Raw genomic sequence first — 11834 nt, 5'->3', positions numbered from 1 at the left:
CAACGTGACCGATCGACCCCTGCCACCCGGACTTCACCGCGACACGCTGGCGGTGCGCACTGCGCTCGAAAGAAGTCAGTACGGCGAGAATTCCGAAGCGCTCTTCTTGACCAGCAGCTTCGTGCAGCCGGACGCGGAGACCTCGGCACGCCGATTTGCCGGCACCGAAGACGGCTTCACGTACACGCGCACGTCCAACCCGACAGTCGCCAGCTTCGAGCGGCGGCTGGCGGCCCTCGAAGGCACCGAAGCAGCTATTGGCGCATCCAGCGGCATGGGCGCGATCCTCATGATGTGCATGGGCTTGCTCAAAGCGGGGGACCACGTCGTGTGCTCGCGCTCGGTGTTCGGTTCGACGCTCAATCTCATCGGGCGCGAGTTCGGCAAGTTCGGCGTTGAAACCACCTTCGTTTCGCAGACGGACGTCGCCGAATGGCAGATCGCCATCCGACCGACGACCAAGCTGCTGTTCGCCGAAACGCCGACCAATCCGCTGACCGACATCTGCGACATTCGCGCTCTCGCCGATCTTGCGCACGACGCAGGCGCACTATTGGTCGTAGACAACTGCTTCTGTTCGCCGGCCTTGCAGCGGCCCAGTGAACTCGGCGCCGATCTCGTCATTCATTCGGGCACCAAGTACCTCGAAGGGCAGGGGCGTGTCCTGGCGGGTGCGATCTGCGGCTCCGCAAAGTTGATCAACGAGGTGTTCGGTCCCGTCGTGCGCACTGCGGGCATGGCGCTGTCGCCATTCAACGCGTGGGTCGTGCTCAAGGGGCTCGAAACGCTCGGCATCCGCATGAAAGCGCATTGCGAAGGCGCTTTGGCGCTCGCGCAGTGGCTCGAGACACAAGCCGGTGTGGCGCGGGTCTACTACCCAGGACTGCCTTCGCATCCACAGCATGAACTGGCAATGCGCCAGCAGTCGGGGCAGGGCGGGGCGGTCGTGTCATTCGACGTGCGTGGCGACGGTCCCGAGGCGGCGCGCGCCAATGCTTTCCAGGTCATCGACAGCACGCGCGTACTGAGCATCACGGCCAACCTCGGCGACACCAAGACCACCATCACCCATCCAGCCACCACCTCGCACGGGCGCCTCAGCGAAGCGCAACGCCAGGCGGCCGGCATCAGCCAAGGCCTGATCCGCATCGCGGTCGGGCTCGACCACATCGACGACATCAAGGCCGACCTGCTGCGCGGCCTGAGCACCCTCGCATGACGCAAAAGACACGTACACGCTTCGCCCCTTCGCCGACGGGATTCATCCATCTCGGCAACATCCGTTCCGCGCTCTATCCGTGGGCCTTTGCGCGCTCGACCGGCGGCGACTTCATTCTCCGGATCGAAGATACCGATGTGGAGCGTTCGACGCAGGAGGCCGTCGACGTCATCCTGGACGGCATGCAGTGGCTGGGCCTCGACCACGACGAAGGCCCGTATTACCAGATGCAGCGCATGGACCGCTACAAGGCAGTGCTCGCCGAAATGCAGGCCACCGGTCTGGTGTATCGGTGCTACATGAGCATGGCCGAACTCGACGCCCTGCGAGAAAAGCAGATGGCTGCCAAGGAAAAGCCGCGCTATGACGGCACTTGGCGCCCGGAACCCGGCAAGACCCTCCCGCCGGTTCCAGAAGGCGTACAGCCCGTGCTTCGCTTTCGCAATCCGCAGGGTGGCGTGGTCGCGTGGGATGACAAGGTCAAGGGCCGCATCGAGATCGGCAACGACGAGCTCGACGATCTTGTGATCGCTCGCCCGGACGGAACACCCACCTACAACTTCTGCGTCGTGGTCGACGACATCGACATGGCCATCACGCATGTGATCCGCGGCGACGACCATGTGAACAACACGCCACGCCAGATCAATATCTTTCGGGCGCTCGGCAAGGAGCCGCCGGTGTACGCGCATCTGCCGACTGTTCTGAATGAGCAGGGCGAGAAGATGAGCAAGCGCAACGGCGCAAAGCCGGTCACGCAATTCCGCGATGAAGGCTTTCTGCCTGACGCGATGGTGAACTACCTCGCTCGGCTGGGCTGGAGCCACGGCGATGACGAGATCTTCTCGCGTGAGCAATTCATCGGGTGGTTCAATCTGGATCACCTCGGCCGCAGCGCGGCACAGTTCGACGAAGCCAAGCTGCGCTGGGTCAATGCGCAACATCTGAAGGCAATGGCTGACGATGCGCTGGCGCCTTTGGTCGCAGACCAATTGAAGAAGCGCGGCATCGCGGCCGACGACCGCCTCCCGGCGATCTGCGGACTCTTCAAGGATCGGTGCGAAACCACGGTTGCACTCGCCGGCTGGGCAGCAGCCTTCTATTCGGATGTGGCTGCAAGCGAAGCGGATCGCGCGCAGCACCTCACCGACGCCGTGCGCCCGGTGATTGCGACGCTGGCGGACAAGCTCGCGAATGTCACTTGGGATAAGGCTGCGATCTCATCTGCAATCAAGGAAGTGTTGGTTGAACACGGCATCAAAATGCCCGCGCTTGCGATGCCCGTGCGTGTGCTTGTCATGGGTACGCCGCAGACCCCGTCCCTCGATGCAGTGCTCTCACTTTTTTCTCGCGAGAAAGTGATTGAGAGGCTCAGGAAGGTGTGAAAACCTGTATATAATTTGAGGCTCGACACCCACATGGGGGTATAGCTCAGCTGGGAGAGCGCTTGCATGGCATGCAAGAGGTCAGCGGTTCGATCCCGCTTACCTCCACCAACAGGGCGTCGAGAAAACAGTCCAGGTTTTGACCCTATCGTCTAGAGGCCTAGGACATCACCCTTTCACGGTGAGTACCGGGGTTCGAATCCCCGTAGGGTCGCCAGTTTTCACCATCAGGTGAAGAAGGCACAAGTGGCAACACTTGGCTCCAGTCGGAGCGAACGTTGTCTACCAGGAGTGGTAGTTCAGTTGGTTAGAATACCGGCCTGTCACGCCGGGGGTCGCGGGTTCGAGTCCCGTCCGCTCCGCCAAAAAGCAAAAAGCCGTTGCAAGTTACTTGCAACGGCTTTTTTTGTTCGTTCAAGCCATGAACGTGACAACACCATTTGCAAGGTTGTACATCGATCCCACGATCTTGATCTGCCCCTTCTTTTCGAGATCTGCGAGGGTCGAGCTTCCACTGCGCAGTGCGTCCATCGTCTGCTGCACATTCGTGCGAGCCACCGCATCGACGAACTCGGCGTTCTTGGCGGATCGTTCGCCTGCGTAGGTCGTCGCAGCGACGGCGGGCTTGATGACATCAAGCAGACCGGTCAGGCTCCCCAGTTCCACCCCGTCAATGGCGCCCTTGATTGCGCCGCAAGCGGTATGTCCCATGACGAGGACTACCTTTGCGCCCGCTGCGGCGCAAGCGAACTCGAGACTTCCCAGCATGTCCTTGTTGGAGATGTTCCCCGCAACGCGTGCGTTGAAACTGTCGCCGATGCCCATGTCCAGAATGATCTCGGCCGGCGCACGCGAATCGATGCAACTCAGGATGACAGCCGCCGGGTATTGCCCGGAGGCGCTGGAGCGTTTCTGCGCAAGATAGTCGTGCGCTTTCATCTTTCCTGACCGGAACCGCTGATTTCCCTTCTTCATCATCTCGATGATTTGGTCTGGGGTCATCGCGTCGCGCTGCGCCTGGTTCAGCGAGGCGGCCTCGGCGTCATCTGTTCGCAAGCCGATGCTGGCCATCAGGACGGCGGCGCCGCCACCTGCGGCTGCCTTTTTCAACCACGACCGGCGGCCGTTGCTAGTGGGGCTGTGATCGTCCGATGCACAGCATGCAGTCATCAGTTTCATTGGGATCCTTTCAGTGAATATGGCGTCCGCCAGATGCTAGGGAGTTCGTCGGGCCGCCGCCACTTCTGAAGGGGGCGTTCGATGAGCTTGACGGAACTGGCGAACTGCCCGTCCGACATTCAAGTTTCAGCCCCTGCTGCCGATATCCGGGTGGAGCCCGAGAAGCTCTGCACGGCAACGAGCACTTTCGATTGCACGTGTCTTCAACGTACAGGAAAGATCTCATGCGCAGCAATTCGCGATTCGACCAAGTGTGTAGACCAACGGCACTGCTGGTGGCTGCAATGTTCTTGTCCGCATGCGGCGGAGGCGGCGGCGGTGGGGCTGGAGGCGGAGGTGCCGGCTATGCAACTGCGCAGACTTCACCGGCGACGGCATCGAATCCTCCCAGCGATTTGACAGTAACCAACGCGGTCAAGGCGACGTGCAATTCGTGCGGAGCGCTCGACGACGGAACCTACGCGGGCACCGGCACGGGAGTCTGGCAGGGCGTCAACGCCTCGCAGGCTCCGGTGGATGTGCCGCTCTCGATCTCTGGCCTCAAGGGGCAGACGGTGACGCTGGTGTTGACCAACGAGGGCAACTCGGCCGAGGCGCTGCCGGGTTTGAACGTGCGTGCGAGCGCCGAGATAGTCGCAACGGCAAACAAGGCGATCGTGGAACCGCATGATGGCGTGGGCGACTACCGCAGCGCGATCGACGATTTCAACCGCTCCGGATTCGCCAAACTGCTGGATCCTCAGACCAAGCAGCCGTCGGGCATCATGAAATCGATGGCGCCGCTTGCCGCTTACGCAGTCAATGACCAGCGCAGCATCTATCTCTACGACCAATCGCAGCGGACGGTCAAACTCGCGGCTCGGCGCCCGGCCGGCGACGGCACGATGGTGAACGTGTGGGTCGAGGCGGCCGAGCTCTCACCTTCTGCCGTGTCGGACACGCTGGTGACGCGCATGCTGGACAAATTCGCGGCGCCGGGGGGGATCTACGACATGCTCGTTCGAGTCGGCGGGCCCCTTTGGGGCGATCACGACACGATGCAATTGTTGCCGGGCAGTGGGCAGCCAGTCGACATCTTCATCGTCAACTTCGACCGCGACCGTCAGCCGTACGGCCTCGTGGGCTACTTCTGGGCCTTGAACAACTTCAAGAAGGGCGCTGCCGACTTGGCCTACAGCAATGAATCCTTGAGCCTGTACCTGGATTCGGAGTCGCTCTATCTGGACGGTGAAACGGGCGTCAAGCAGATCGCGACGGTGATGGCGCATGAAGGCATGCACATGCAGAACTTCTATCGCCGAGGTGTGAAGATGGGGCCCGACTCCACGTTCGATACCTGGCTCGAAGAAATGTCCGCATTGATGATGGAAGACTGGGCGAGCTTCAACATCGATCCCGCGCACAACGCCATCCGCGATTCGCGCTATCCGTACTATCTCAGCTACAACGGTGCGGGCAGCTACAACTGCGGGCTGACCGAATGGACGCCGATGGGGGTGAATTGCGAGAGCTATGCGGTGAACGGGTCGTTCGGCGGTTTCCTGAATCGCCAGTTCGGGCTCGACTTCTACAAGGCGCTGCTCAATGGTCCACCCAAGACAAAGTCGGCCGACATCCTCGACCAGGCGATCAAGTCGCGCCGTCCGGATTCGAGCACCGGACAAGAGCTGCGCCGATTCACCGCGGCGTCGGCGGGGCTGATCCCGCTGGGTGCAGGCATTGCCGAATACAGCATGCCGGCGCGCAACGACGACATCTTCAGGTTGCCGGCCATCGACCCGGCCAGTCTCGGGCAAGCCAACCGCAAGCTGCCGCGCGCTGCGCCGCAGTTTCTGCAGGCGCTTGCGAGCTTTCCAGTGATCCGGTCCAAGATCGAAGGCACCTACAGCGAAGTCGTCCGGGTTCCGCCGGGCAGCACGCTGTCGGTCGTCGTGAACTAGGAAAGCGAAAGCGGGAAAGCGGAGGGCCAGCCGGCGCGGATCATGGGCGATCAGCGGTGTGCTGGGCCGCGAGCTTCGGGTCGGCGCTTCGGAGGTAGAACTTCAGCGCCAAGCGCTGCACGAAGTTGCCGTAGGGCGGATAGAACAGGTCGATCGGGAAGAAGCGGTTGCGCTGGAAGACGGTACGCGCATGCGACAGTTCCCGAAAGCCCTCCACGCCGTGATAGGTGCCCATGCCCGAATTGCCGATGCCGCCAAAGGGCGCGTCGTGGTTCACCACCTGCCATCCCCAGTCATTGACGGCGACCCCGCCGGAATGCGTGCGGCGCAGCAGTTCGTCGCGCTCCGCGCCGCTGTGGGTGAAGCAATAGAGCGCCAGCGGACGCGGCCTCGCATTGACGAAGGCGATCGCTTCGTCTGTCGTGTCGTAAGGCACTATCGGGAGGATGGGGCCGAAGAGTTCTTCCTGCATCATGCGCATGTCCGGCGTCAGGCCGGTCACGATGTGTAGCGGCATCTGGCGACCGGCGCCTTGCGGATCAGGCGCACAGGCTTCGATGCGTGCGCCCTTGGCCCGCGCGTCTTCGAGGATGCCGCGGATGCGGTCCATCTGCCGCTGATTGACCACGGCCGTGTAGTCGGCGTTGCCGTGGGTGCGGTTGTCGTAGAAGCGGCTGAACGTGTTCCTGACGCCCGCGATGAAATCTTCCATGCGTTCGCGCGGCACCAGTGCGTAGTCGGGCGACACGCAGATTTGTCCGCTGTTGGTCGACTTGCCATGCGTGATGCGTTTCGCCGCATCGGCAATCGGGTAGTTGCGCGTGACCACTGCCGGCGATTTGCCGCCCAGCTCCAGCGTCACCGGCGTGAGGTTCTCGGCGGCGGTTCGCATCACGATGCGGCCGACGGCGGGCGAGCCGGTGAACACGATATGGTCAAAAGGGAGTGATGTGAAGACGTTCGGGTCCGCCAGTTCTTCGCCGACGACCGACACCAGATCCTCGGAGAAGACTTCGGCGAGCAACGCCTTCAGCGCCGCGTTGGTGGTCGGCGTGACTTCCGGCATCTTGATCATCACGCGATTGCCTGCCGCCACGGCTGCGGCAAGAGGGCCGATTGCCAGATAGAGCGGGAAATTCCACGGCACGATCACGCCGACCACGCCCTTGGGCTGGTAGCGCACCTCGACGCGGTTGCCGAGGAAAAGCAATTCGGTCGATCGCCGGCTGGGTTTCATCCACCGCCGGACGTGCGAGACCGCATGGTCGATCTCCAGAACCGACCCCAGCAGGTCGAGCATCTTTGACTCGGCTTCCGATCGATAGCCAAAATCCTTGCTCATGGCTGCGGTCAGGACGTCCTGGTGGCGCTGGATCTGCCGCTTCAGTGCAGTCAGCCGGGACCGGCGCTCCGCGGCGTCCGGGCAAGGCTGCAAGGCGAAGGCCGCTCGTTGCGCCGCGAAGAGGCGACCGACGCGTTCGGTTGCGTCGACAGTTGCTGCTGCATGCGCCAGATCGGTGGTGTCGTTCATGTGTTGTCTCCATGGACGCGAGCTTGCAAGGGGAAACTGTCGCGCCGTCTGGAAGCGACTGTAGGCTTTTGCAAGGGTTGCGCACAGGTTCAACTTCGACACATTAGGGTGAAAATCTGCCAAACCATCTCACCCGATCGCCGTGCCCAAAGAAGCTCTCGCCACCCCGACGGCAACGCCCCGCATGGCGGCCCGCTACGTCGCCGACATGGATGCACCGGCGCACAGCATGCTCGGCCTGGCGGCGATCATCGATTCCCTCGCGGAACTCGGCGTGGCGACGCGCGACTTGTTCGACGGAACCGGCATCTCGCCGGAGGCCATCTCCGATCCGCAGGCGCGCATTTCACATCGCCAGAAGATCGCGTTCTTCGGCAACGTCCATCGGCTCAGCCCGGAGCCGGCCATCGGGCTCGTCGCCGGACAGCGCCAGCGCATTTCGGATTTCGGCGTCTTCGGTTATGCAGTGCTGACCAGCGCCACGCTGGCGGATGCGGTGGCTTTCGGCATTCAGCACGTGCGGCTCGCCGGCCCTGTGCTCGAGAAGAGCTTCCGCGTCGAAGGTGATGTCGCGATCTTCGAGGCGCAGGACGTCATGGACCTCGGGCCGCTCCTTCCTCTTGCGACCGAGTTCTGGTTCAGCTCGATACGCGCGTTGACGAGCCGCGTGCTGGAGCGTGATTACGGAGGTCGTTGCCTGCTGCTGCCGTATGCCGCCCCGGCGTATGCAAAGCGCTACGAAGAGATCCTGCAATGCGACGTGACCTTCGACGCGGGTGTCATGCAATGGCAGTTCGATGCTGCACTCCTGAGCGCGGCCTTGCCGAATGCGAACCCCATCACCGCGGAGGTATCCGCCGATTTTTGCGGCCGCATGATGGGAGAGTTCATGGGCGAGCACCCGCTGGTCAAGACCATCAAGGAAGCCTGTCTCGATAGCGTCGGCGACCTGCCACGCGCCGAACAGATGGCCGAGCGACTGCATCTGTCGACCCGCACACTGCACCGCCGGCTGGTCGATGCCGGCACGAGCTTTCAGGGAATCATCGACGGTATCCGACAGCGCGTGGCGATCGAATTTCTTGAGCGCACCGACATGTCCGTCGAGGAAATCGCTGGCCGCAGCGGTTTTTCCGATGCCTCGAATTTCCGCAAGGCGTTCAAGAAGTGGACGGGCCAGACGCCCGCGTATTTTCGGGATCGCGGGCGCTGAACCCGGACCCTAGACCTCGGATCTCGTGACAACGCCTCAGCGTTGCTGTGTCGCGTGCTCTTTCATCTTCGCAAGCGTGACAGCCAGGGCCGCGCCACCGATCATCTTGATGAGTCCGGCGTGCTGTGCATAGAACTGGCCGACCTGATCGACGATGCCCGGATGCGCCTGTTCGGCATGCGCCGCGATTTCGGTGACCTGCGCTGGCGTGAGCTGCGAAGCCTGATCGGGGGTCACCTGGGTCTGGCCCGGCGCCAGCACGCGCCCCAGGGCGCCGCCCGCCACCGCCGACGCTGCCGCCGGGCCGAGTGTGGCGAGGATCTGGTTCAGCAGGCCGGCTTGCTGCGATGACGACGACACGTTGAAGAGCTTTCCAACCATGTCCGCGAATGGCGGCGTCTGGTCGGATTTCATCGCGGCGGCGAGGCCCGCGCCGAGCTGGTCCGTGGAAGCGTTCTGCACGACCTGATCGAAGTGCGCTTCCGGATTGGCGCCAAGCGCCTGCTGCAACAGATCGAGCAATCCCATGGCGTTCTCCATTTGTCCGTTTGTCTGGTTGCCTAGTGGTTCAGGCGATGAGCTCCGATGGCACCTTGCCGCCGTTGGCCGCCAGCTTGGTCATGACCTGCCGGTGCAGCCAGACATTCATCTTGGCGCTGTCGCTCGTGTCCGCGCCGTAGCTCAGTTCTTGCGCGAGCTGCTTGCGGGTTTCGAGGCTGCTGTCCAGGCCGAGCAGTTTCAACAGGTCGACGATGGACGTACGCCAGTTGAGATTCTTTGCGCCGGGCATCCCATCGAGCAGCGCCTCGACATCGACCACCGAGATGGCGGCCGGTGGCGCAGCAGCGGCTGACGCTGAGGGAGCGGCCGGCGCTGCAGGAGCCGCTGTTTCTTGCGCCGGGGCAGCGGCTGCATGCGGAATGATCTTGGCAAGAATGCTGCTGAAAATGCTCATGGGTTTTCCTCAAAAAGAGTTGGGACTGGCGGCTGGTTCATTCTGCGACCTGGATGTGACGTGTTTGGAACGCTGCAAACTGTTACTGGTCGCTTCCATGACGGGATTGGTACTGGTTCAGTGAGGGGTTGCTGGCGGACTGGCCGCCATGGACTCGCAGGTGTATCCGGGCTGCACCGACACAAACCGATCGATCACCATATGTTCCCGCGCCGGGCCTTCCATTGGATCCATGGTTTCGAGGCGGCCGTCGACGTTCGCCAGCAGGGGCGCCTTCGGCTCGGAACGCCACTGCATGTAGGCGTGCTCCAGCGCGAGATAGTCACCAGTCATCGCCACGGGCCACCGGGTGCCGGTCGCGCAATCGGTGAAAACGGCCGAATCCGCGAAGTAGACGAAGTCGCCGCGCCAGCGCACCGGCTGCGCTTGCGCGTTCAGCGTGAGTGCGCCAGTTGCGCCGAGCACGCAGGCGATGATCCATTTCGGTCTGAGCATCCGATCGCCTTTCATCATTCATCTTTCATGTGTCTCAAGGACGAAACCGTGCGACAGCTTAAGAGACGCCCACACAACCCGCAAGGCGGGCGAAGATGTGCAGGATCGCGTAGATCGCGTACAAAGCGATGACATTTTTTTCACGATCTCCCGGAAGGCGTTTGCATGGCCAGTTCTCCGTTCGAACCCGATGACTCCATCGATGCCAGCGACGAGGGCGGCATGCGCAAGGGGCTGACCAGCTACGGCGACCAGGGCTTCTCGCTGTTCCTGCGTAAGGCCTTCATCAAGGGCGCGGGATTCACCGACGCGGCGCTCGACCGACCCGTGATCGGCATTGCCGACACCGGCAGCGACTACAACCCCTGTCACGGAAATTCGCCGCAGCTCATCGAGGCGGTCAAGCGCGGCGTGATGCTCGCGGGTGGATTGCCGATGGCATTTCCGACGATCTCCATCCACGAGAGCTTCGCGGCGCCGACCAGCATGTACCTTCGCAACCTGATGTCGATGGACACTGAAGAGATGCTCCGCGCGCAGCCCATGGACGCCGTGGTGCTCATCGGCGGCTGCGACAAGACCGTCCCGGCGCAGCTCATGGGTGCGGCGTCCGCGGGCCTTCCGACGATTCAGCTCATCACCGGGTCGATGCTCACGGGCAGCCATCGCGGCGAACGCGTGGGCGCGTGCACCGATTGCCGGCGGTACTGGGCTCGCTTTCGTGCCGATGAGATCGACGCCGAAGAGACGGTGGAAGTGAACAACCAGCTCGTGGCGAGCGTGGGAACATGTTCGGTGATGGGCACCGCCAGCACCATGGCCTGCATCGCTGAAGCGTTGGGCATGACGGTACCTGGTGGCGCGTCGCCCCCGGCCGTCACGGCCGATCGTGTTCGCATCGCGGAGCAGACGGGCGCGCAAGCCGTGCAGATCGCTCGCGAGCGGCTGACCATCGACAAGGTCCTGACAGCTGCCGCCTTCGAGAACGCGATGAGGGTGCTGCTTGCCATTGGCGGGTCGACCAACGGCATCGTGCATCTCGCGGCGATTGCCGGGCGCGTGGGGATCGACATCGATTTGCAGACGCTCGACCGCATGGGCCGCGAGACGCCCGTGCTGCTGGATCTCAAGCCTTCGGGTCAGCATTACATGGAAGACTTTCATGCGGCTGGCGGCATGGCGACCCTGTTGCGCGAGCTCAAGCCGCTGCTTCGTCTCGAGGCACTGACGGTCACCGGTCGCACGCTGGGGGAAGAAATCGAACGTGCCGGGCCGGAGTTTGCGCAGGACGTGGTGCGGCCCATCGGCCGGCCGATCTATCCGCAGGGCGGGATCGCGGTGCTGCGGGGAAATCTGGCGCCGGGCGGCGCGATCATCAAGCAGTCGGCGGCCGATGCAACGCTCATGGAGCACGAGGGCAGGGCAGTCGTGTTCGAGAACCTCGAAGACCTCGCGCGGCGCATCGACAGCGATGATCTCGACGTGATGCGCGAAGACATCCTTGTGCTCAAGAATATCGGCCCCAAGGGCGCGCCGGGCATGCCCGAAGCGGGCTACCTGCCCATTCCGCGCAAGCTGGCGCGTGCAGGCGTCAAGGACATCGTTCGCATCTCCGACGGCCGCATGAGCGGCACGGCCTTCGGCACCATCGTGCTCCACGTGACGCCAGAATCGGCCATCGGTGGCCCGCTCGCGCATGTGCGCAGCGGCGACCGCATCCGGCTCAGCGTTGCCAACCGTGAACTGTCGTTGCTCGTCGACGACGACGAACTCGCGCGCCGCGCCAACGAATCGCCGATCATTCCGCCGACGGCCGAACGCGGCTACCGCAAACTTTTTCTTCAGACGGTCACGCAGGCCGACCAGGGAGCCGACTTTGATTTCCTTCGCGCGCCGAAGGCTGGAGGACGTCCATGA

At 62.9% G+C, this 11834-nt stretch carries 10 protein-coding genes and 3 tRNA genes; 8 read left to right on the top strand and 5 right to left on the bottom strand.

Annotated elements, in window-relative coordinates; all coding sequences use genetic code 11:
* Positions 1-4 precede the first annotated feature (4 nt).
* From AC1DEK_RS20060 to AC1DEK_RS20040, 5 genes are all read left to right on the top strand, one after another.
* Positions 5-1219: an O-succinylhomoserine sulfhydrylase gene (locus AC1DEK_RS20060; protein WP_478127020.1), complete on the top strand. Its 1215-nt coding sequence runs from the start codon at positions 5-7 to the stop codon at positions 1217-1219.
* Positions 1216-2604 carry a glutamate--tRNA ligase gene (gltX, locus tag AC1DEK_RS20055; protein WP_478127019.1) on the top strand — a complete coding sequence of 463 codons (1389 nt, stop codon included), beginning with the start codon at positions 1216-1218 and terminating at the stop codon, positions 2602-2604. The genes AC1DEK_RS20060 and gltX overlap by 4 nt, the downstream gene beginning before the upstream one ends.
* Positions 2605-2639: 35 nt before the next feature.
* A tRNA-Ala gene (locus AC1DEK_RS20050) sits at positions 2640-2715 on the top strand.
* Positions 2716-2745: 30 nt separating this feature from the next.
* A tRNA-Glu gene (locus AC1DEK_RS20045) sits at positions 2746-2821 on the top strand.
* 71 nt (positions 2822-2892) lie between these two features.
* Positions 2893-2969, top strand: a tRNA-Asp gene (locus AC1DEK_RS20040).
* Between the two features lie 49 nt (positions 2970-3018).
* On the opposite strand, the gene AC1DEK_RS20035 is transcribed toward AC1DEK_RS20040, so the two are convergent.
* Positions 3019-3783 carry a carbonic anhydrase family protein gene (locus tag AC1DEK_RS20035; protein WP_478127018.1) on the bottom strand — a complete coding sequence of 255 codons (765 nt, stop codon included), beginning with the start codon at positions 3781-3783 and terminating at the stop codon, positions 3019-3021.
* A gap of 224 nt (positions 3784-4007) precedes the next feature.
* On the opposite strand from AC1DEK_RS20035, the gene AC1DEK_RS20030 reads away from it, so the two are divergent.
* The gene (locus AC1DEK_RS20030) at positions 4008-5723 is read left to right on the top strand and encodes a M30 family zinc metallopeptidase (RefSeq protein WP_478127017.1); all 1716 of its coding nucleotides are present in this window, start codon (positions 4008-4010) and stop codon (positions 5721-5723) included.
* A 40-nt stretch (positions 5724-5763) separates the two neighbouring features.
* Here AC1DEK_RS20030 and AC1DEK_RS20025 read toward each other — a convergent pair whose 3' ends face one another.
* A complete protein-coding gene (locus tag AC1DEK_RS20025; protein WP_478127016.1) occupies positions 5764-7254 on the bottom strand; it encodes a coniferyl aldehyde dehydrogenase in 1491 nt (496 codons plus the stop codon).
* 142 nt (positions 7255-7396) lie between these two features.
* On the opposite strand from AC1DEK_RS20025, the gene AC1DEK_RS20020 reads away from it, so the two are divergent.
* Positions 7397-8467 (top strand): AraC family transcriptional regulator, encoded by a 1071-nt coding sequence (locus AC1DEK_RS20020; RefSeq protein WP_478127015.1) that lies wholly within the window; start codon positions 7397-7399, stop codon positions 8465-8467.
* Positions 8468-8503: 36 nt separating this feature from the next.
* Here the strand turns inward: AC1DEK_RS20020 and AC1DEK_RS20015 are convergent, their stop codons facing one another.
* The 3 genes from AC1DEK_RS20015 to AC1DEK_RS20005 all read right to left on the bottom strand — a co-directional run bounded on the left by AC1DEK_RS20015 (position 8504) and on the right by AC1DEK_RS20005 (position 9917).
* Entirely contained in the window at positions 8504-8995 is a 492-nt protein-coding gene (locus AC1DEK_RS20015; protein WP_478127014.1) for a hypothetical protein, read from the bottom strand.
* A 40-nt stretch (positions 8996-9035) separates the two neighbouring features.
* On the bottom strand, positions 9036-9422 hold the full coding sequence (locus AC1DEK_RS20010; protein WP_478127013.1) for a DUF3597 domain-containing protein: 387 nt from the start codon (positions 9420-9422) through the stop codon (positions 9036-9038).
* Positions 9423-9539: 117 nt separating this feature from the next.
* A complete protein-coding gene (locus tag AC1DEK_RS20005) occupies positions 9540-9917 on the bottom strand; it encodes a hypothetical protein (RefSeq protein WP_478127012.1) in 378 nt (125 codons plus the stop codon).
* A gap of 165 nt (positions 9918-10082) precedes the next feature.
* Here AC1DEK_RS20005 and AC1DEK_RS20000 point away from each other — a divergent pair, with 165 nt between their 5' ends.
* Positions 10083-11834, top strand: a complete 1752-nt coding sequence (locus AC1DEK_RS20000) for an IlvD/Edd family dehydratase (protein ID WP_478127011.1) — start codon at positions 10083-10085, stop codon at positions 11832-11834.

This window comes from Variovorax sp. 10N420 (assembly GCF_056394705.1).
Note: the sequence above shows the minus strand (reverse complement) of the source record. Positions and strands in the feature narration are given on the sequence as shown.